The organism is SAR86 cluster bacterium, from assembly GCA_029268615.1.
In the GTDB taxonomy this organism is placed as follows: domain Bacteria; phylum Pseudomonadota; class Gammaproteobacteria; order Magnimaribacterales; family Magnimaribacteraceae; genus JAQWNM01.
Genome location: JAQWNM010000007.1, coordinates 1 through 19,113 on the forward strand (window position 1 = coordinate 1; position 19,113 = coordinate 19,113).

General features: G+C 34.5%; 26 protein-coding genes. 21 read left to right on the forward strand and 5 right to left on the reverse strand.

Annotation, left to right across the window (positions count from 1 at the left end):
* The 3 genes from P8J93_02425 to P8J93_02435 all read left to right on the forward strand — a co-directional run.
* The coding region (locus P8J93_02425) for an FAD-dependent oxidoreductase (GenBank protein MDG2060656.1) at positions 1-262 on the forward strand (262 nt) is incomplete at its 5' end.
* Positions 263-294: 32 nt separating this feature from the next.
* On the forward strand, positions 295-438 hold the full coding sequence (locus tag P8J93_02430; protein MDG2060657.1) for a hypothetical protein: 144 nt from the start codon (positions 295-297) through the stop codon (positions 436-438).
* A 145-nt stretch (positions 439-583) separates the two neighbouring features.
* Positions 584-982: a DUF805 domain-containing protein gene (locus tag P8J93_02435; GenBank protein ID MDG2060658.1), complete on the forward strand. Its 399-nt coding sequence runs from the start codon at positions 584-586 to the stop codon at positions 980-982.
* 58 nt (positions 983-1,040) lie between these two features.
* Here P8J93_02435 and P8J93_02440 read toward each other — a convergent pair whose 3' ends face one another.
* From P8J93_02440 to P8J93_02455, 4 genes are read right to left on the reverse strand one after another with little or no spacing between them, the layout of a single operon-like run.
* On the reverse strand, positions 1,041-1,259 hold the full coding sequence (locus tag P8J93_02440) for a helix-turn-helix transcriptional regulator (protein MDG2060659.1): 219 nt from the start codon (positions 1,257-1,259) through the stop codon (positions 1,041-1,043).
* A gap of 11 nt (positions 1,260-1,270) precedes the next feature.
* Positions 1,271-1,714: a hypothetical protein gene (locus P8J93_02445; GenBank protein ID MDG2060660.1), complete on the reverse strand. Its 444-nt coding sequence runs from the start codon at positions 1,712-1,714 to the stop codon at positions 1,271-1,273.
* 9 nt (positions 1,715-1,723) lie between these two features.
* The gene (locus tag P8J93_02450; GenBank protein MDG2060661.1) at positions 1,724-2,113 is read right to left on the reverse strand and encodes a DUF6249 domain-containing protein; all 390 of its coding nucleotides are present in this window, start codon (positions 2,111-2,113) and stop codon (positions 1,724-1,726) included.
* An 8-nt stretch (positions 2,114-2,121) separates the two neighbouring features.
* Positions 2,122-2,340 (reverse strand): hypothetical protein, encoded by a 219-nt coding sequence (locus P8J93_02455; GenBank protein ID MDG2060662.1) that lies wholly within the window; start codon positions 2,338-2,340, stop codon positions 2,122-2,124.
* A gap of 157 nt (positions 2,341-2,497) precedes the next feature.
* On the opposite strand from P8J93_02455, the gene P8J93_02460 reads away from it, so the two are divergent.
* The 7 genes from P8J93_02460 to P8J93_02490 all read left to right on the forward strand — a co-directional run bounded on the left by P8J93_02460 (position 2,498) and on the right by P8J93_02490 (position 7,428).
* Positions 2,498-2,968 (forward strand): hypothetical protein, encoded by a 471-nt coding sequence (locus P8J93_02460; protein MDG2060663.1) that lies wholly within the window; start codon positions 2,498-2,500, stop codon positions 2,966-2,968.
* A 61-nt stretch (positions 2,969-3,029) separates the two neighbouring features.
* Positions 3,030-3,389, forward strand: a complete 360-nt coding sequence (locus P8J93_02465; protein MDG2060664.1) for a cupin domain-containing protein — start codon at positions 3,030-3,032, stop codon at positions 3,387-3,389.
* Positions 3,390-3,441: 52 nt separating this feature from the next.
* Positions 3,442-4,182: a class I SAM-dependent methyltransferase gene (locus P8J93_02470; GenBank protein ID MDG2060665.1), complete on the forward strand. Its 741-nt coding sequence runs from the start codon at positions 3,442-3,444 to the stop codon at positions 4,180-4,182.
* Positions 4,183-4,278: 96 nt separating this feature from the next.
* Positions 4,279-5,226: an alpha/beta hydrolase gene (locus P8J93_02475; GenBank protein ID MDG2060666.1), complete on the forward strand. Its 948-nt coding sequence runs from the start codon at positions 4,279-4,281 to the stop codon at positions 5,224-5,226.
* Between the two features lie 118 nt (positions 5,227-5,344).
* On the forward strand, positions 5,345-6,337 hold the full coding sequence (locus tag P8J93_02480; protein ID MDG2060667.1) for a PHB depolymerase family esterase: 993 nt from the start codon (positions 5,345-5,347) through the stop codon (positions 6,335-6,337).
* Positions 6,338-6,391: 54 nt separating this feature from the next.
* Positions 6,392-7,024, forward strand: coding sequence for a class I SAM-dependent methyltransferase (locus P8J93_02485; GenBank protein MDG2060668.1), 633 nt, complete (start codon positions 6,392-6,394; stop codon positions 7,022-7,024).
* Between the two features lie 14 nt (positions 7,025-7,038).
* Entirely contained in the window at positions 7,039-7,428 is a 390-nt protein-coding gene (locus tag P8J93_02490; protein ID MDG2060669.1) for a VOC family protein, read from the forward strand.
* 57 nt (positions 7,429-7,485) lie between these two features.
* Here the strand turns inward: P8J93_02490 and P8J93_02495 are convergent, their stop codons facing one another.
* On the reverse strand, positions 7,486-7,962 hold the full coding sequence (locus tag P8J93_02495) for a heme-binding protein (protein MDG2060670.1): 477 nt from the start codon (positions 7,960-7,962) through the stop codon (positions 7,486-7,488).
* A 254-nt stretch (positions 7,963-8,216) separates the two neighbouring features.
* Between P8J93_02495 and P8J93_02500 the strand changes: the two genes are divergently transcribed.
* The 11 genes from P8J93_02500 (at position 8,217) to P8J93_02550 (ending at position 19,096) form a co-directional block, all read left to right on the forward strand.
* Complete coding sequence (locus P8J93_02500) at positions 8,217-8,801, forward strand: tetratricopeptide repeat protein (GenBank protein MDG2060671.1); 585 nt, start codon at positions 8,217-8,219, stop codon at positions 8,799-8,801.
* A 75-nt stretch (positions 8,802-8,876) separates the two neighbouring features.
* A complete protein-coding gene (locus P8J93_02505) occupies positions 8,877-10,064 on the forward strand; it encodes a polysaccharide biosynthesis protein (GenBank protein MDG2060672.1) in 1,188 nt (395 codons plus the stop codon).
* Positions 10,065-10,146: 82 nt separating this feature from the next.
* A complete protein-coding gene (locus tag P8J93_02510; protein ID MDG2060673.1) occupies positions 10,147-10,782 on the forward strand; it encodes a metallophosphoesterase in 636 nt (211 codons plus the stop codon).
* Entirely contained in the window at positions 10,779-11,768 is a 990-nt protein-coding gene (locus P8J93_02515) for an ATP-grasp domain-containing protein (protein MDG2060674.1), read from the forward strand. Before P8J93_02510 ends, P8J93_02515 begins: the two co-directional genes overlap by 4 nt.
* Positions 11,765-12,616 (forward strand): NAD-dependent epimerase/dehydratase family protein, encoded by an 852-nt coding sequence (locus P8J93_02520; GenBank protein ID MDG2060675.1) that lies wholly within the window; start codon positions 11,765-11,767, stop codon positions 12,614-12,616. The genes P8J93_02515 and P8J93_02520 overlap by 4 nt, the downstream gene beginning before the upstream one ends.
* A 107-nt stretch (positions 12,617-12,723) precedes the next feature.
* Complete coding sequence (locus P8J93_02525) at positions 12,724-13,614, forward strand: imidazole glycerol phosphate synthase cyclase subunit (protein ID MDG2060676.1); 891 nt, start codon at positions 12,724-12,726, stop codon at positions 13,612-13,614.
* Positions 13,615-13,625: 11 nt separating this feature from the next.
* Entirely contained in the window at positions 13,626-14,261 is a 636-nt protein-coding gene (hisH, locus tag P8J93_02530) for an imidazole glycerol phosphate synthase subunit HisH (protein ID MDG2060677.1), read from the forward strand.
* A gap of 6 nt (positions 14,262-14,267) precedes the next feature.
* Positions 14,268-15,482: an N-acetyl sugar amidotransferase gene (locus P8J93_02535; GenBank protein MDG2060678.1), complete on the forward strand. Its 1,215-nt coding sequence runs from the start codon at positions 14,268-14,270 to the stop codon at positions 15,480-15,482.
* Positions 15,483-15,637: 155 nt separating this feature from the next.
* The gene (locus tag P8J93_02540; GenBank protein MDG2060679.1) at positions 15,638-16,477 is read left to right on the forward strand and encodes a polysaccharide deacetylase family protein; all 840 of its coding nucleotides are present in this window, start codon (positions 15,638-15,640) and stop codon (positions 16,475-16,477) included.
* Positions 16,474-17,253 (forward strand): formyltransferase family protein, encoded by a 780-nt coding sequence (locus tag P8J93_02545; protein ID MDG2060680.1) that lies wholly within the window; start codon positions 16,474-16,476, stop codon positions 17,251-17,253. The genes P8J93_02540 and P8J93_02545 overlap by 4 nt, the downstream gene beginning before the upstream one ends.
* A 67-nt stretch (positions 17,254-17,320) precedes the next feature.
* Entirely contained in the window at positions 17,321-19,096 is a 1,776-nt protein-coding gene (locus P8J93_02550) for a carbamoyltransferase C-terminal domain-containing protein (GenBank protein MDG2060681.1), read from the forward strand.
* Positions 19,097-19,113: the final 17 nt, after the last annotated feature.

Here is a 19,113-nt window from a genome sequence, read left to right on the forward strand (position 1 = left end):
GGGAATGGAGCCATACATACTAGGAGCTTACTCAGCTCCTGGACACAATCAAGACGACTTAAAATTGCGAACCGAATTAGCCAGCCCAGTTCAAAATAAAATATTTTTTGCCGGCGAGGCAACAAGTGTCCTAGAGTATGCCTTTACTCATGGTGCTTTAAACACAGGGCTAAGAGAAGCCAAAAAAATTAAAGAATTATATCCATTAGATCTACAATCTTACCCAGTAACGGTTATAAACAACTCCGTAACGGTTGAGTAGTTTCGATCGTCGAACTAAATTTAGATTAGAAAATGAACGATTTTTATAATTTTTTTTGTAAGGTAGAGTTTCTTTGTTATCAAAACGAACCTAACTGGTTGGGATGGTTTGTTATAGTTGTTGTGGGAGTCTATCTTGTTGGTATGATTTTTATAACGTTTGATTTTTTTGATTAATGAAAAAATCTACTTCGACGAACAATCGACATCAGTTACAGTGGAGTAATTCACAACGGTAAATAATATCCTTCAGGCGAGATGTTCTTGACTAAAGCACCTCATGAGGACTAATGTTTTACTTTGTAATCTCTAAGAGGAAGGAATGAGCTTTGTAGAATCTATAGAATCAGCATTTAAGAAATATTTTGTTTGGAAAGGAAGGGCATCAAGATCAGAATTTTGGTGGTTTTATCTTTTTTATATCGTAGGCACAATAGTTACAACCCTAGTAGATTTAATTTACGGCGTGCCTGTATTAAATACAGTCTTTTCTTTAGCACTCCTCTTCCCGTTTCTTAGTGTTTTTATAAGAAGGCTGCACGATACAGGACATTCTGGGTGGTGGTATTGGATTATCCTTCTGCCCATAGCCATATATAGCTATGAAGGAAGGAACCACAAAGTGTTAATGCCTATATTTGGATTTATGTATGCCATTAAACTGCTTTTTACTTTAAGCGAAGAAGGGGATAATCACTACGGATCAAGCCCTCTGGGCTAGTTACATAATTCACCGTTGTGAACAATTCCTTAACGGTTGAGTAGTTTCGTTTGCCGAATTAATTTTTAGGTAATTTAAATAAATCCTCCACCTTACAACCAAGTCTTTTTGCAATTTTTAATGCAAGAACAGTAGAGGGCACGTATATGCCATTTTCAATTGCATTGATACTTTTCCGAGAAACCTCTGCATCTTCAGAAAGTTCTTGCTGAGTTAGTCCAGCTGCTTTCCTGAGTTCTTCAAGATTATTTAAAAGATTTTGGTGATGTTTGCCCACTTAAAATCCTTTTAATAAGAAGCTTCTGCTTTAGATTCTTTAAAATCTCCCAAAGAGAAAATTAACATTAGAGCACCAAATACTGCCCAAGCAAAAGCTGCTATTTGATAGATCATCTTATTGGCGCTGGCCAAATCCCAGTTGGACCAATCTTGAATAGAAAAGATAATAAAAATTCCAAAGCCGTTCAAAGCGTAGCCAATTGAACCTAGTTTGTAATACCTTAAGGCCGAATACTCATCATACAGCATATTATTCATTTTCTTATCCCCAAAATAATACGAAGCGCACAGATAACTTGAACCAAGAATAATAAGCACTCCCGGAATAAACATGGCATTAGAAGGCAGGCTAAGGAAACTTAGATTTAGTAAATCTAATAACAAATATAAAGCGAAGAATATTTGAGCTAAACCACAAGTTGAAACTATTAAAAATCTTACAAAATACGTCATCTATACCTCTTACTTTTCTTCGAAGTCTTCAACTGCCTTTGTGATTTCTTCGCTAGTATTTGGATAGATGTAGCCGGCAGCCATGGTACCTATTCCTATGAAGCCAACTAACAACCCTACGCCCTCAAAAAAAGATCCCATAGAAGCAAAACCAAAACAATAAATTCCGACACCTACAAAAATGGTTATTAGGCCCCCCCTACGATAGTCGACTGGCTCTTTTTTCCTTTCATCAAAAATACTTAATAAACGCTCAAGCTTAGTTGGGTCATCAAGGTTTTTTGATATTTCTAAAATGGTTTCATTTTTATGTTTGGTTTCATGATAAAGCCAGAAGAAGACTGCCAGGGGCACAATGATTCCAACAGAGATTCCTGCAAGCGGTACTATAATTTCCATAATTTCTCCTATCTTTTTTCAAATTGCTCAACGGCTTTATTGACTCTTTCACTTTCACTTAAATAGATGTAGCCTGCAAATACAAAGCTTAAACCTGTTGCGATAACAACCAATCCCATGCCTGTAAATAAAAAACCCAAGGGGTCATATAAGACGACACCAAATAGACTTAATCCAAGCCCTATATGCATTATTAAATTTCTTTTTTCGCTTGTAGCGTAGTTCATTATCTTCTCCTTGCTAAAATGTAACGCAAACTTAACATGATATTTTAGAGAAGTAAAGGTTACATATTAAAATATTTAAAATTCTTCATGGAAGAAATATATATAGGTTTTGATAAGTAGTTGCAAATCATATTCAAAAAAATAGATAATAAAACAAATGAAAGTATTAAAAAGGTTAGGAATCATAGCTCTAGTTTATGTTGTTTTTGTTTTGCTATTTGAGACCGTATTTCTAGGAATGTATCAACCTTCTTTTGAGGCCGCAGAGGGATGCCCAAACGCAAAAGGACAAAAGACCCTAAGGAGAGATTGCGGCATACCAATGATTGCTATTACAACGACGAACGATAAGGGGATGACAAATAGTAGGATGGTAGCCCGCTTTGTTACTAACGAAAAGCTATATGTTTCTGCTCACCATTGGACAAGAGGTTGGCATAAAGCGGCTCTTAAGAATCCTAATGTACAAGGAGAAATTCAAGGAAATATTAAAGATTATATTGCGGTGCCGATTGAAGGAGAAGAGTTTAATCAAGTGGCAGCTGAGCATCCTTTGCCGCTTGGAGTAAAGTTCATGATGGGGTTTCCGCCGCCAAGACAAATTCTCCGCTTAGACCCCTTGGAATGAAAAAATTAGTTACTTTTTTATTATTCTTGATAAACGTTAAGCAAGAAGAAACATTCGCCTCATGGAAAAGATAAATTTTAAATCTAAGTTCAGTAAATTTAATGAAATATGGTCGCCTAAAATTATTGCAGAAATGAACGACTATCATTTTAAATTAGTAAAGATTAAAAACGATTTTATCTGGCATAACCACGAAGATACAGATGAGGTTTTTGTTGTAATAGAAGGAAAAATTAGTATTGAATTCGAAGATGAAGTTATTCAACTAAAGGAAGGTGAGATGATAGTTGTGCCCAAAGGGAGAAAACATAAGCCTTTTGCAGAAGAAGAATCAAAGATTATGTTAATTGAACCAAAAGGGGTAATAAATACAGGGGATAAAAAAAATGAACTTACTAAAAAAAATGATCAATGGATATAAATAGCTTTTATGAAATAATGCCCTGTATCAATTTATTAACTAACTTATTATCATGAAACTAGTTCTATTGAAGCCCAGAAATATAGGCTTTCTTACGAGGTTAATAAAAGAAAACCTGACCAATAAAATTCTAAAAAAGCCAGAATTAACTAATTCCGTCAAAGAATATATTCTAAATAATGCATCAAGAAACAATCCGCAAAGCGTTTTAGATGTTATGGATCAGTACGCAAAGAAAGAAAGGTTTTTAATGAATGTAGGAGATGTGAAAGGTAAAATTTTAATCAAGGAATTAACTAAATTAAGGGAAAACCCAGTAGTTCTAGAACTTGGCTGTTTTTGTGGTTATTCCGCTATTCTAATGGCAAAAAATTTGGGCGACAAAGGAAAAATCATATCCATCGAAGTTGATATAAATTATGCAAAAGTAGCTCGCGAAATAATTGATTTTGCTGGACTAAAGCACATAATTACTATTATAGAAGGCTCCTCTAAAGAAATAATACCCACTTTGGAAGATAAATTTGATCTTGTATTTATAGATCACTGGAAGGATCTCTACAAAAGGGATCTAATAGCTATAGAGGAGAGTGGAATTTTAAAAAAAGGCTCTGTAATTTTTGCAGATAACGTTGGTAAACTAATATCAGCTTTAGTGGGAGAAAAGGGCAATTCAAATAATTATTTAGACTATGTAAGAAACCATGCAAAATTTGAGAGTACAAATATTAAGACTTCGTTGGAGTACTCAAATGCAGAAGATGAAGTAGAAATATCAATCTATGCAGGATAAATTTTTTTTAAATAACGTCGAATAGTGTTTATATTTATAAAACTTTTTTTTAAGTTGCCGGGAAGCTTCTTATTGTGGCTTTCAGGGAAGGACCAAATGACTAACGGTCATAGAAGGCTAGACCCTGGGTTTCAATTATTATTGCATTACATGGGAGACGAAGGTGCTGATTTTAGTTTGCCAGCCTCTAAAATTAGAGAGCAAACCGCAGAACAAACAAAGACCTTTAGTGCTTTTGATCGACCTTTCTCTAAGGATGTTTCTTTTAAGGATCATGAAATAAATAGGTCTGGAAATTTAATTCGTATAAGAGAGTATGTGCCGAAAGGCATAAAAGAAAACGCAGCCTCTTTGGTTTATTTTCATGGAGGCGGTTGGGCTCTTTTGGATATTGAAAGTCACCACAGGTTTACTGGTTTCTTGGCAAAAGAACTTAATGCAAAGGTTTTTTCTGTTGATTATAGTTTGGCTCCTGAGAGCCCATATCCCGAAGGTCTTTGTGACTGTGAAGCAGCATTTAATTGGGTAAGAGAGAGTCATGAAGTTTTGGCAGTAAATCCTGAGAGAATATCTGTTGGAGGAGATAGTGCGGGAGGAAATTTAGCCGCTGCATTATGTTTAAAACTTAATCAAGAAGAAAAATATCTACCCAAAGCTCAACTTTTATTATACCCAGCAACTGCGTTAGATTTTCTTCACCCATCTATTGAAGAACTTTCAGAAGGTTTTATGTTAACTAAAGAAGCCATGCTATGGTTTAGAGATCAATATCTGTCTGACCAGGAGTCAATTAAAGAGCCTCTGGTTTCTCCCCTCTTTGCCGAAAGCCTTTCAGGACTCCCCCCCGCTGTTGTAGTGACCGCAGGTTTTGATCCTCTTCGTGATGAGGGCGATAGGTATGCAGAATCATTAATAAATTCAGGTGTCGAAACCCATCATCTTACTTTTGATGGATATATTCATGGGTTTGCAAATATGGAGTTAATATCAGGCGTGGATGATGCTTTAAAGCTTATTTGTTACGACTTTAAAAAAGTTTTTTAAGCAAAATGCTGGAAAGGAAAAACTCATTCTTTAGAGGCTACCTGCTGATATTTCTTATATTCATCATTGGGCTGGTCTTTGGAGGAGCTCTTTCTTTGGCCTATGTTTTTTACCTTTCATGATTAAATCTTTTTTAATAAGTTATAAGGGGCTTTCTATTACATTTCTTTTTGGCCTTTGTTTAGGATTTCTTTTTACGATTTCTTATTTAAATTCTTTAACTGGAAAAGTATTCAGAGATCCGCCTTCTCAAGGATCATTTGAATCATTTAAGACTACACATGACGGCCTTGAAAGGTCATTTGATGTTTACATTCCTAGTACTCTCTCTATTAACCCTCCTGCTATATTTGTCTTTCATGGATCTTTTGGAAAGTCAGAAGACATGAGATGGATCACTGGATACGATTTTGAGTATTTAGCTGAAGAAAAAGGTTTTTTGGTTGTCTATCCGCAAGGGTATAAAAATTTTTGGAATGATTGCAGGGCTTCCGCTGATTATTTAGCTAACCTAGAAAATATAGACGATTTAGGCTTTTTTAAAAAAGTAGTAAAGTTAATAGTTAAAGATTTCAAAGTAGATCCTACAAAAATTATAACTACAGGCTTATCGAATGGCGGACATATGGTTTATAAATTAGCTTTGGAGGCTCCGGAGGATGTTTTTATAGCGGCACCACTAGCGGCAAACCTTCCTGTGGAAGAAAATTCTGATTGCACCCCTTCTGGCTTAGCTGTTCACATGATGATTTTTAATGGCACCAATGACCCTATAAACCCTTTTGACGGGGGAGTGGTAAAACTACAGGGAAATGCTAGCAGGGGAGCAGTATTGTCTTCCGATGATACTTATAAATATTGGGTCAATTTAATTGGTCCAGCTAGGGAAGATACATTTCTTTATGAAGAGAAAGACGGTGATATTAAAACTTCTGTAACAAGAAAACAAAGTAATGGCAAAAGGGTAGTAGCCTTATATTCTCTTGTGAATTCTGGGCATGTAGTAGCTACGCCTAATACTAATTTAGGCTACTACTATGGCGGCACTGCTGGAGATATAATTACCGCTAATGAAATCTTTTCTTTATATGAGGAGCTATCGAGTCAATGACAAAGTTGGTCATTTTTTTAATCAACACTATCTAGCCTCATTAGTTTATTCAGAATGAATTGTATTGTTTGCAAAAGTGATTTAGTTTCAGTTTATAAAATTCTTGATAGTAAGAAATATTGGGACTGTAAATTTTGCTCTGCAAGATTTTTAGATAAGGGCCATCATTTAGATCCCGCTTTAGAAAGGGAAAGGTATTTATTGCACGAAAATAGAATAGAAGACAAAGCATACAGAGATTTTTTATCAAAGTTAGCAAATCCTTTGAAAGAAAAGTTGTCAAAAAAAAGTGAAGGTTTAGATTACGGCTGCGGAGAAGGGCCTGCGTTAGCAGATATTTTTAAATCTAATGGATTTGGAATGAATCTATATGACCCATTTTTTTCCCCCGATAAGGATGTTCTTTTAAAAAAATATGACTTTATTACCTGCACCGAAGTAGTTGAGCATTTTTATTACCCATTTCAAGAGTTTATTTTCTTAGATAGCCTTTTAGAGAAAGAAGGATGGCTTGGAATAATGACTTCTTTTTTACCAAAAGACGAATTATTCAAAAATTGGTATTATAGAAAAGATCCAACTCATGTGGTTTTTTACGCCACAGAAACTTTTGAAGTGATTGCCGCTCAAAGGGGTTGGGATCTTGAGATTGAATCTAGAGATGTAGTTTTATTTTATAAGAATTGAATAGGGAGAGAAGTATGTTTAGTCATGTAATGTTAGGGGCGAATAATATAGAAGAATCAAAAATTTTTTACGATGCTTTATTAGGGGTTTTGGGTGGAGAGCCGGGGGTTCTATCACCAAATACAACAGGTCAAAAACGTTATTTTTATTTTCTAGATAATATGGCTTTTTGTATTTCAGAACCAATAGATGGTAATGAGGCGACTCATGGCAATGGGGGCACCATAGGATTCAGCGTAAAAAATACTGAGACAGGAGATGCTTGGCATGCTGCCGGAATAGAGAACGGAGGCACCGCCTGCGAAGAGCCTCCTGGTATTAGAGAAGGCGGCGGTTTTAAAACCTATCTAGCCTATTTAAGAGATCCTTCAGGGAATAAACTTTGCGCTTTACTTAGGATGTAGGACATTTTTTTAAAAAAGGGCATTATTTAAATGTCCTTTTTGCTTTTTAATTCCAAATTATTTAAAAATTGTATTGAGCGCTGCCTCGGCACATACTTCGTCATTTGCCCCGCTATCTCCAGACACTCCTATCCCCCCAATATGGTTGCCATCTTGTAAAATGATAGGTATCCCTCCTTGCAGTAACATGGTTTCAGGGATGGTAATTAGTCCAGCTCCAAGCTTTTCTCCTTGGAATGCTCTATCACTTAAATCTTTAGTTGTGAGAGGAAGTCCTGCTGAGGTTTTCCCTTTCAACTTTGCTATTTCTTCAGATGCAGGATATGAGTTATCCATGGCAGCGTAATATTTTAAAGCTCTTGATGAATCATAAATGGCTATATTTATTTTCCATTTGTTTTCTTTCGCAAGCAAGAGACAAGCTTCTGCCATTTTTCTGGCTGTTTCAAGAGATAAAGACTTTTTTGAAAACGTATCAGCATTTAGAGGCATCATCATGACTAAAAGCACGAAAAGACTTAATGTTTTATTCATTTTATTTCCCATAATTTTTTGTATGAGGTTTGTATTTGAAACTATTATTTTATCTATCACAAGATTATAAAATGAACAGATCTCATCTGTTAGGAAATCAGTTTTTTTCTTTTCCTTGCAAAAGCAGTAAAAACTTTCCAAGATTTCTTGAGAGGGCTATATTTTTAGATTATTAAACTGGTTAAAGAGCAGAATGAAAAAAAGTTGAAGGTGCTATACAATTTAGATGAGATAAAATTATATTAAGGAGCTGAATGGAAAAATTTATAGATAGAATTCTAAAGAATAAATTATTCTTTTTATTATTGATCTTTAGCAATAGTCTTAGTTCTGCCGTCACTGTTATAGGTAATTCAGACGCAGCTATATGTTATAGATATGCTGATACAGGCTCTTCATCTAAGACGTCCATATCCATATGCAGAGATGTTTTGTCAGATAAGAATGTTCCGGACGATTTATTAGCGGCAACAAGGGTAAATCTTGGGATAATTTATAATAATGCTTTAAGACCTCAAGAGGCTATAAATGAATTTAATTTAGCAAAGCTAAATGAGGCTGCTAAGCCAGAGGCAATTCTAAATCAAGGCAATAGTTTTTATCTCTTAAAAAACTTTAGTTTGGCTTTAGAAAAATACAAAAGTTCTCTGGCTCACAACATAAAAGATATTTCAGCTGTATTCTTCAACATGGGCCTTGCTTATGAGCAAATAGGTGATAATGACAAGGCTATTAGAAATTACCAGAAGGCAATAGATATAAAACCTGATACCTTCATATATCTTCAGGCAAGAGCAAGGCTAGTTGAGCAGGGTCTTTGGAACTTAAAAGAGGGATAATATTTTATTTTTATAAATCCAATAGATTCATAATAATCTCTGTTCCCGCCCACTTTCTAACAGTAGAATAGCAAAATGGAAAACATTTTATCTTTGATAGGTAGAGATCAAGCACTATTTAGTCTTGATATTTCAAGTCATGAGGAGCGTATACAAGAAGTTATCCAAACATCTACCTTTTTAGTTATTGGAGCTGCGGGATCCATAGGCGAAGCAGTAACCAAAGAAATTTTTAAACGAAATCCAGCTTCTCTTCATTGCGTAGATATCAATGAAAACAATCTTGTTGAGCTTGTTCGAGATATCAGGAGTTCCTTTGGCTACATTAAGGGGGAATTCAAGACTTTCGTCATAGACTGTGGCTCTGAAGAGTTCGAGGCCTTATTGAGCATGAACTCTTATGATTTTATATTAAATCTCTCGGCTTTAAAGCATGTGCGAAGTGAAAGTGATCCTCTTAGCTTAATGAGAATGGTTGAAGTGAATATTATAAACACCATTAAGACTTTAAAGCTGGTGGAGGATAAATCAATTAAAAAATATTTTTGTGTTTCTACAGATAAAGCCGCTAATCCCGTCAATATGATGGGCGCATCTAAAAGGATAATGGAAAAATTTTTAATCAAGCATGGGCGTCTAGTGGATATTTCCACTGCTAGATTTGCAAATGTCGCTTTCTCCAATGGCTCTCTTTTAGACGGTTTTAGATATAGGATGGAAAAGGGGCAACCTCTTGCTGCGCCATCGGATATTCTTAGATATTTTATAACGCCTCAAGAATCTGGAGAGCTGTGTTTGATGTCGTGTTTATTTGGAGAGAGTAAGGATATATTTTTTCCAAAATTAGATGAAAGCTTACATTTAATAAAATTTTCGGACATAGCTATAAAGTTTCTAAAACTTAGAGGATACACCCCCTATATCTGCACCTCTGAGGAGGAGGCGCGTAAAGATATAGAAAGTTTCAGGAAAAAAAATACTTGGCCTTGTTTTTTTGAAGAAAGTAATACAACCGGTGAAAAGGGCTTTGAAGAGTTCTTTACAGAAGGGGAAGAGCTAGATTTAAAAACATATAAGGGTATTGGGGTGGTCAAGCATTCAGAAGAATTAAATACAGCCTCATTGGAAAACTTTGAGAAAACTATTTATAAATTAAGGTCTCAAAAAAAGTGGAGTAAACCTGAATTAGTAGAATTATTTGAAACGTGCTTGCCAAATTTTAGTCACAATGAGCGAGGTAGATTTCTAGATGATAAAATGTGAGTTAATAAAATTGAGCTAGTATGATTTTATTTATATTAAATAAAGAATGTCTAGAATTACTTTCTAAAAAAGGTTAAGAATAGTGCAAATAGTACTTTTATCTGACATACATGGAAATCTTCCTGCTCTTGAACGTGTAATATCAGAAACAAAAACAGAAAACTCTTATATCGTGATGGGCGATGTTGTGAACTATGGCCCTTGGGGGAATGAATGCGTTGAATTACTAGACAGTTTAGACGATTGCATTACATTGAGAGGAAACCATGAAGATTATTTCATCAATGGAGTTTGCACAGCAAATAGCCATTTGTGTGAAAGATTCTTTGATGTATGTTTTGAAAAGTTTTCTCAACAACAAATTATTGAGAATTACTTGGATCATTATTATTTAGATGATTTTAAATGTATCCATACGATAGAGGATCAATATATTTTCGAGGATACAGAAATACCGCTGGATCAAAATTACATAATAGGTCATTCGCATAAACAATTTAAAAAAGAGTACAAAAAATATTCGTTAATAAACCCAGGAAGCGTGGGTCAGAATCGCCAGTTTATTAATGAGATAAATTTTGCTCTTTTAGATAGAGAAACTGGGGCGGTTGATTTTAGAAGCATGCTTTACGATGTAGATGCTGTCATAAATGAAATGCTCAAAAAAGGTTATCCTAAGGAATGTTTGGATTATTACAGATTGAAGGATAGAAAGTGAATATATTAGTAACAGGATCTGGCTCACTGCTAGGGCAGGGGATTATAAAGTCCTTAAAAAGTTCTAATTTAGATTTTGAACTTTATTCAACTGATTACTTTTCCTCTGCTGTAGGCCTTTATTGGGCAAATAAATCCTTTTTAATGCCAGATATCCTAAAAGATTCAGTGTCTGAAGATAGTTGGTTAGAAGCATTAAAAGAAATAATTATCTCTCATGAGATCGAGATAGTAATCCCGGGCCTTGATTTTGAGATACCGATTCTCGCAAAACATAAAGATGCTATAGAAAAAGATACCGGATCTTTTGTAATTGTGAGTCCAGAAAAAGTGGTCACAATAGGGAATGATAAATGGGAAACCTATAAATTTCTTAAGGAAAGTGGATTAATTTTTCCGGAGTCTTCTTTGCCCGAAGACAGAGAAGATTTTCTGTCAGATAATAATTACCCTTTAATCGTTAAACCTCGTTTTGGACATACTTCAAAAGATGTCTTTATTGTCAATAATATTGAAGAATTAAAACGAGCATTAGATAAAGTAGATAGGCCGATTATCCAGGAATATCTCGGTAGTGCTGATGAAGAATATACCTGTAGTACAGTTTTTGTAGAAGAATCAATAATAAGCACTATAAGCCTTAAAAGAACTTTAAAAAATGGAAACACTCATGTTGCTTTCTTAGAAGAGTATGAAGAAATAGATGATTACATAAATGAAGTAACCAAAGTGCTTAGGCCTCATGGCGCTACGAATTTTCAATTGAGATTAACTGAAAAAGGACCAGTCATTTTTGAAATCAATCCAAGGTTTTCTGGAACAACCCCAATCAGATCAATATTTGGAGTTAACGAAGTAGAAGCTTCTATACAAGCCATTTTATTTGAAAACTATAATCAAGAGTTTATAAAAAAACCTGGGGTAGTGATTAGATACATGGAAAGTGAATTTGTTGAATGGAAAAAATATAATTCTTTCAAAAATTGAATATTCTAATAACCGGCTCTCACGGGTTTGTTGGCAAGAGCTTAACAAATCATTTGGGTAAAAATTATAGCGTTTTTGGTTTAGGACGTTCAAAAAAAAATAAAATTAACCCTAAGAATGAATTTGAGGTTAATTTATTAGATAAAGCAGATATAGAAGATTTTCTGAAACAAGTTAAAAAAAATGGTTTAAGAGACTGGCAGACAATTATTCACTGCGCTGGAGTTCCTGCGTCTCAAAATCCAATAAAAGATGGAATAGTTTTAAAGAATAATAATCATATCAATGAACACGTTGCAGATTTAGCTAGAGAGCTATCGCCGTCAGTTTTCATAAACCTTTCCTCTATGTCTGTTTATCCTTATGAAGATGGAAATTTTTCTGAGGAGTCTAAATGCGAACCTTTTAAGAATTCAGATTTCTATTATGGGTTATCTAAATTGAATGGAGAAATGATTTTGTCTAATGCGTTAGCAGAAACAACCTCCAGACTGGTAAACCTGAGGGTAGCCCAAGTATACGGAGAAGGAATGAGAGCGGATAGAATTATTCCGGTCATGCTTAATGAGTTAAAAAAAGAAAATAAAATAACTGTATTTGGCGAGGGAGAGAGAAAGACAAATTTCATAGAAATTAGAGATCTTTGCAAAGTTATTGAATATTTTCTTATATCCTCTAATGAGGGAACATACAATGTGGGTAAAGAAAATATATCACTACTAGAACTAGCTACAAGGCTGATAAAATCAAAAGGCAATAAGGATTCTTCCGTTAACTTAGTAAAAGAAGGAAAAAGAGAAAAATTTATCCTTGATACTTCAAAATTAAGAAAATTAATTGAAATATAGCCTCTAGTTATAATGAAATAAATAATGAGTAGACTATTATTTAATATTCAATAATAGTAATATCGCGCCCCATATAGGGATTTAAATATAATTAAGAAGATTAATTCATGATAAGAATCATTCCAAGGTTAGATATAAAAGGACCAAATGTTGTAAAAGGCCTCTGTTTTGACGGTTATAGAGTGTTAGGCAAAGCTGATAGATTAGCCGAATTGTATTACAAAGAGGGAGCCGATGAACTTTTTTTTCAGGATGCAGTCGCCAGCTTGTACGAAAGGAATAATTTATTAGATATGATAAGCCTCGCAGCCGAAAAGGTTAGAATTCCTATAACTGTTGCTGGAGGGATGAGGAGTATAGACGATGTGGGAGAAGTGTTGAGAGCTGGAGCAGACAAGGTAGCTATCAATACTGCAGCAACTAAGGATCCTTCTTTTATAGAAAGAGCAGCCAAAAAATTTGGATCTCAATGCATTGTTCTTTCCATAGAGGCAAAAAGAAGAACAGAAAAAAAATATGAAGCTTGGGTTGATTACGGCCGTCAGCCTACGGGCATAGATGCTTTTGAGTGGGCAAAGCGTGGAGAGGATTTAGGCGCTGGAGAAATTTATCTTTCGTCTGTAGACCAAGATGGCTCGGGAGAAGGGTATGAAATAGATTTAATCCATGAGGTTTCATCCAAAGCTTCAATCCCAGTTATAGCCTCTAGTGGGGCTGGAAGTTTGGTTGACTTTCATAAGGTTATTGAAGAAGGAGAAGCAGATGCCGTTTCAGCAGCTTCAGCATTTCATTACCATTACTTCGATAAATTTATGGATGATTTAGCAGGCGAGGAAGGCGGAGAGTTAAGAATGGGGAAACAGGAAGATTTAGGGAATTTAGAATTTATTAGGGAAGGATATGGAGGCTTTGATGCCATTCAAGTAGATCCCTTTTCTATAAAATCTGCCAAAGATTATCTTCAAGATAAAGGCATAAAAATAAGAATAAGCCAATAAATCTAGTATAAATGCAGAAAATAACTTTGATAGATTATGACATGGGTAATACTTTCAGTGTCACTAGAGCCCTTGAATCTTTTGGGTGTGAAGTAGAGTTTTCAAATGACCCTAGCATAATAGAAAATTCTAGCAAACTAGTGCTTCCGGGTGTTGGCGCCTTTGAAGATGGAATAAGCAACCTTAAATCTCTTAATCTTGACAAGGCTATTATCAATTTCGTAAATAAGGGAAACCCTATTCTTGGTATCTGCGTTGGAATGCAATTAATGATGAGCAGGTCAGAAGAAAATGGAAATCATGAAGGGTTAAATATTGTCGAAGGAGACGTTTTAAGGTTTGACGAAAGTAAGTCTGAAAACAACAAGTTTAAAATACCTCAAATTGGGTGGAATCAACTTAATATTAAGTCAAATTTATCAAAAAGTAAGATTCTAAGTGCAATGAATGAAGAGCCCAGTATGTATTTTTTACATTCTTACTTTGTTGATCCTTTAGATAAAGATATAGTTTTAGCCGAAACTTCATATGGAGAGAATACATTTTGTTCAGCGTTTGAAGACAATAATATTTATGGTTTTCAATTTCATCCAGAAAAAAGCGCAGAAGACGGACTTCAACTCTTGAAAAATTTTATTGAACTTTAATTAATTATGACTGAAAAAAAATTCACTACGCTAGATAAACAGTGGGACGAGATACCTAAAGAGGTAGTTTTTTGTAAAAACTGTGTAGTTTCAAATCAAAGACCTAGAACAAAGTTTAATGACGAGGGCATTTGCTCTGCTTGTGTTTGGGCTTTAGAAAAAGATGTAATCATTGATTGGGATCAAAGAGAAAAAGAACTGGAAGAACTTTGCGATAAATTTAGAAGTAATGATGGAAGTTTTGATGTGGTTGTCCCCGGCAGCGGAGGTAAAGATAGTGCATTTGTAGCACATCAACTCAAGCATAGGTACAACATGCACCCTTTATGCGTTACTTGGTCTCCTTTTGAATATACGGATGCGGGGTGGACGAACATCAAAAATTTTATTAATGCGGGTTTTAACAATATTTTGGGCCAACCCGATGGAGCATTGCATAGAAAATTAACTAAGCTAGCCTTTGAGCTTAAAGGTGATGCATGGGAACCGTTTGCGTATGGTCAAAAAGCTTGGGCCTTTCATATAGCTACTAGATTTGGGGTCAAACTAATAATGTATGGTGAAAATGGAGAACTTGAATATGGAGGTTCAGAAAAATATAAGCATTCACCCAAAGAGGGCCCAGAAGAATGGGAATATGAATACTTTAAAGGTGCAAGCGTCGATGATCTTGTAGATAAAGGCATAGAAAAAGGAGTTTTAGAGAAAAGTGAGGTCGAAGAAAATACCTTTCAACTATACAAGCCTCCTAATCCAGAAGATGTATTACAATCTGGAGCGGAAATGCACTGGTATTCTTATTATCAAAGGTGGACGCCTCAGGAGAATTATTATTATGCCTATAAACATACTGGCTTTAGGCCTAATCCAGAAGGTAGGTCTGAAGGTACATATACTCAATATGTTAGCTTAGATGATAAACTAGATGGCATTCACTGGTATCAGAGTTATGCAAAGTTTGGCATGGGTAGAGGCTCTAGGGATGCACAAACAGACATAAGGCGTGGGCACATAACAAGAGACGAAGGAGTGGCTTTGGTTGAGAAGTATGATGGAGAAATACCCAAACGGGATCTTGCTTTTTTCCTAGATTACATAGATATAGATGAAGATTTTTTCTGGGAAGTGATTGACCAGTATAGAGAAATTTCTAATGTTTGGGAAAAGGTAAATGGAGAGTGGGTGATGCCCCATTTACCTAAGAAAACAACAAACTACTAAAAAATTTTTTACACTCCGAGTAGTTTTATATTAGGAATTCATTGAAAGAATAGTTTGGTATGCATGATTTAAGTCATTCAGTAATGTTTCATCACTTTCACAATGAAACACATCCACAAGGCCAGGGTTCTCTTGACACGAACAATTTTAATAAAATGTTAGACTGGTTAAAATCTAACTATAACTTGCTTTCAGCAGATGATTATTTAAAAAAGGCTTTGAGTTCTTCATTAGAAAAAGATGATATCTGTCTTTCTTTCGATGATGCTTTGTTGTGTCAATATGAAGTGGCATTTCCAGTATTAGAAGAAAGAAATATTAAGGCATTCTTTTTTATCTATTCATCACCTCTAAATAATCAGGTTGATTATTTAGAAATTTTTAGATTTTTCAGAACAATTAGCTATGAAACAATACATGAATTTTATGCTGATTTCTTTTCTGTTTATAAAATAGAAAATTTTAATGAATTCCTCAAAGAAAAGGAAAAATATAATAAATTGGACTATTTGAGTGCCTTTGAATTTTATTCAAATGACGATAAATGGTTTAGATATATAAGGGATCAAGTTCTCACCAGTGAAAGTTATCAAGCTATAATGTTAAAACTTCTAGAAAAGAAAGATTTCGATATGGAGGCAGCTACGTCTCAGCTTTGGATGACTGACGAGCACATTAGTGATTTAAACTCAAAGGGTCATATTTTAGGCTTACATTCTTATAATCACCCAATGACAATACAAAAGTTGTCGTATTCCGAACAGCAACTAGAGTATAAAGAGAATTATGATCATTTGAAGAAAGTTATTGGAGAGACTAAAATTATAACCATGTCCCATCCTTGTGGAAACTATAATCAAGATACTTTAAAAGTTTTGAAGGATATGGGAATAAAAGTAGGTTTTCTTTCTAGCATGGCCGGTACAAAAATTAATTCTCTTCTAGAGCTTCCTAGGGAAGATCAAGCAAATGTAGCAAGAGAAATGAATCTATGAGAATTACTGTTTTTACTAGTAATCAAGCCCGCCATATATCCTTGATAGAAAATTTAGCAAACATTTGTGACGAACTTTATTGTGTTCAAGAATGTAATACAATTTTTCCTGGATCTGTTGAAGATTTTTATAAAAAGACAGATATTATGCAAGAGTACTTTGGGTCTGTATTAAATGCAGAAAAAAAAATATTTGGGAAACCTTCTTTTCTTCAAAAGAATATAGTTAGTTTTTCCATCAAGGTAGGCGACTTAAGTTTATTAGATAAAGAATCCCTTTCAAAATGCCTCCAGTCTGATATTTATATTGTTTTTGGTGCCAGTTATATCAAAGGATGGCTTGCCGAATATTTAACTTCAAAAAATACAATAAATATACACATGGGGGTTTCTCCTTATTACAGGGGTTCTTCATGTAATTTTTGGGCTTTATATGATGAAAACCCTTCCTATGTAGGCGCTACTATTCACAAATTATCTAAAGGATTAGACAATGGACCTATTCTTTATCATTGCTTGCCTAAATATAAAGGAGAAAGCGTTTTCGAGTTCACCATGAATTCGGTAAAGATAGCCCATCAGTCTCTCATTGAGAGGATATCAAGTGAAGAGATATTTGATATAAAGCCTATTGAACAAGATCGCTCCTTAGAAGTGCGATATACTAAAAATATGGATTTTACTGACAAGGTAGCCTCTGAATTTTTACAGAGAGCCATTATATTAGACAAGACGAGCTTTAATTATCCTGATCTTGTGAATCCTTATTTTGGATGATTGTTAAGGGTTAAAACTGGATCTTTATTAAATAAGCATTTTTACTTCGTATAAGACTTTGAAAGACATGTATATTTTAGGAATAAGTATTAGCCATAATTCTTCAGCAGCTTTAATGCGTGACGGAGAGATTGTTAGTGCTTGTTGCGAAGAAAGATTTACGAAAACTAAAAATTATATTGGCTTCCCCAAACAATCAATTGATTACATCCTTAGAAAAGAAGGAATATTAGGTTCAGATTTAGATAACGTTGTTTTTACAACTGTTAATAATTCGGGGATTTACGTTAAGTCCAAGAATAGCACTTCTTTTAATCTGCAGGATTATTATAACTATTATGGCCCCAAGTATTTTGGAAAAAGAATGAAAGGAGAAGATACTCTCGATTATAAGAAATGGTTAAGGGACGATATAAAATTTAATCAAGATGTGGAGTATTTAGATTTTAAGTTTTTAACAGATGAGGTTCTGTCAGATCCAGTTAAAGATGAAGAGCTTTTTGCTGACAAATGCTGTGAATTTTTGATTGAAACATGGGGTGTAGAAAGCAGAAAAATAGTCTTTGCAGATCACCATACATGCCATGCTAATTATGCTTATTTTGGTTCACCTTTTCGTGATAAAGCCTGCATAGCAGTTACTTTAGACGGATGGGGAGATGGCAGGAATCAAACTGTATGGGAAATAAAAAACAATGATTTAAATTTATTAGCTGATTCAGATCAAAATGATTTGGGAAGAATTTATAAATTTGCAACTTTATTATTAGGGATGAGACCAGATGAGCATGAATTTAAAGTTATGGGCATGGCTCCCTATGCAAAGGAATCATATGTAGAAAAAGCCAAATCAGTAATAAAAGATATATCAGATGTAAAAGGCTTAAAAATAGTATCGAAGAACCGACCTCCAGATCTTCTCTCTTATCTTGAAAAGGAATGGAAATTTCATAGATTTGATAATATTGCTGGAGCCGTCCAACTTTATACTGAAGAAATAGTAAGCAAACTATTTACGAATATCTTTGAAGAGACGGGGATTAAAAGGTTTGTTATTAGTGGCGGAATAGCTATGAATATAAAGATGAATAAAGTTTTAGGAGAATTAGACACAGTAGAGGAGTTTTTTGTTTGCGGATCAGGTGGAGATGAGAGCTTAGCTATAGGAGGTTGTTATTTTATAAATGCTAAAAAAAGTAAACCGCTTGACCATTTATATTTAGGCTATGACGCTGAAGATGATATTTCAAATTTAGAAACTATAATTAAGGATAAGAATTTTAGAATAATAAGTGATCCAGGAAATGAATTAGTAGCTAGCCTATTAAAAGATGGAGATATAGTAGGCTTGATTGATGGGAAAGCAGAATTTGGAGCTAGAGCTTTAGGTAACAGAAGTATTTTAGCAAATCCCAGCCTCAAAGGCTCTGTTCAAAGAATTAATGAGGCTATCAAGAATAGAGATTTTTGGATGCCCTTTGCCCTTTCAATATTGGATGAAGTGCATGAAGAATATATAAGCAATCCTAAGAATTTTAGCTCGCCATTTATGGCTATTGGTTTAGATTCAAAAAAGAGTACATATGAATCTATACAAGCAGGCACTCATCCTTATGATAGGTCTGTAAGACCTCAATTTGTGAGAAAGGATGCAAACTTAAATTACCATAGTTTAATAGATGAATTCTATCGAATATCAGGGATTCCAGCCCTACTAAATACTAGCTTTAACTTACATGGTGAACCAATAGTTAACAATATTAATGATGCTGTTAGGACGTTTGAACTTTCTGGTTTAGACCATCTCTTTATTTGCAATAAATTCCTATTGAGTAAGAATTAATACTTTGTATAAAGCCT

Excerpts from the sequence above, each read along its gene's own strand:
- P8J93_02430 (MDG2060657.1), top strand. The coding sequence starts at position 295 with ATGAACGATTTTTATAATTTTTTTTGTAAGGTAGAGTTTCTTTGTTAT.
- P8J93_02435 (MDG2060658.1), top strand. The coding sequence starts at position 584 with ATGAGCTTTGTAGAATCTATAGAATCAGCATTTAAGAAATATTTTGTT.
- P8J93_02445 (MDG2060660.1), bottom strand. The coding sequence starts at position 1,714 with ATGACGTATTTTGTAAGATTTTTAATAGTTTCAACTTGTGGTTTAGCT.
- P8J93_02450 (MDG2060661.1), bottom strand. The coding sequence starts at position 2,113 with ATGGAAATTATAGTACCGCTTGCAGGAATCTCTGTTGGAATCATTGTG.
- P8J93_02455 (MDG2060662.1), bottom strand. The coding sequence starts at position 2,340 with ATGAACTACGCTACAAGCGAAAAAAGAAATTTAATAATGCATATAGGG.
- P8J93_02460 (MDG2060663.1), top strand. The coding sequence starts at position 2,498 with ATGAAAGTATTAAAAAGGTTAGGAATCATAGCTCTAGTTTATGTTGTT.
- P8J93_02465 (MDG2060664.1), top strand. The coding sequence starts at position 3,030 with ATGGAAAAGATAAATTTTAAATCTAAGTTCAGTAAATTTAATGAAATA.
- P8J93_02470 (MDG2060665.1), top strand. The coding sequence starts at position 3,442 with ATGAAACTAGTTCTATTGAAGCCCAGAAATATAGGCTTTCTTACGAGG.
- P8J93_02475 (MDG2060666.1), top strand. The coding sequence starts at position 4,279 with ATGACTAACGGTCATAGAAGGCTAGACCCTGGGTTTCAATTATTATTG.
- P8J93_02480 (MDG2060667.1), top strand. The coding sequence starts at position 5,345 with ATGATTAAATCTTTTTTAATAAGTTATAAGGGGCTTTCTATTACATTT.
- P8J93_02485 (MDG2060668.1), top strand. The coding sequence starts at position 6,392 with ATGAATTGTATTGTTTGCAAAAGTGATTTAGTTTCAGTTTATAAAATT.
- P8J93_02490 (MDG2060669.1), top strand. The coding sequence starts at position 7,039 with ATGTTTAGTCATGTAATGTTAGGGGCGAATAATATAGAAGAATCAAAA.
- P8J93_02495 (MDG2060670.1), bottom strand. The coding sequence starts at position 7,962 with ATGAATAAAACATTAAGTCTTTTCGTGCTTTTAGTCATGATGATGCCT.
- P8J93_02500 (MDG2060671.1), top strand. The coding sequence starts at position 8,217 with ATGGAAAAATTTATAGATAGAATTCTAAAGAATAAATTATTCTTTTTA.
- P8J93_02505 (MDG2060672.1), top strand. The coding sequence starts at position 8,877 with ATGGAAAACATTTTATCTTTGATAGGTAGAGATCAAGCACTATTTAGT.
- P8J93_02525 (MDG2060676.1), top strand. The coding sequence starts at position 12,724 with ATGATAAGAATCATTCCAAGGTTAGATATAAAAGGACCAAATGTTGTA.
- hisH (MDG2060677.1), top strand. The coding sequence starts at position 13,626 with ATGCAGAAAATAACTTTGATAGATTATGACATGGGTAATACTTTCAGT.
- P8J93_02535 (MDG2060678.1), top strand. The coding sequence starts at position 14,268 with ATGACTGAAAAAAAATTCACTACGCTAGATAAACAGTGGGACGAGATA.
- P8J93_02540 (MDG2060679.1), top strand. The coding sequence starts at position 15,638 with ATGTTAGACTGGTTAAAATCTAACTATAACTTGCTTTCAGCAGATGAT.
- P8J93_02545 (MDG2060680.1), top strand. The coding sequence starts at position 16,474 with ATGAGAATTACTGTTTTTACTAGTAATCAAGCCCGCCATATATCCTTG.
- P8J93_02550 (MDG2060681.1), top strand. The coding sequence starts at position 17,321 with ATGTATATTTTAGGAATAAGTATTAGCCATAATTCTTCAGCAGCTTTA.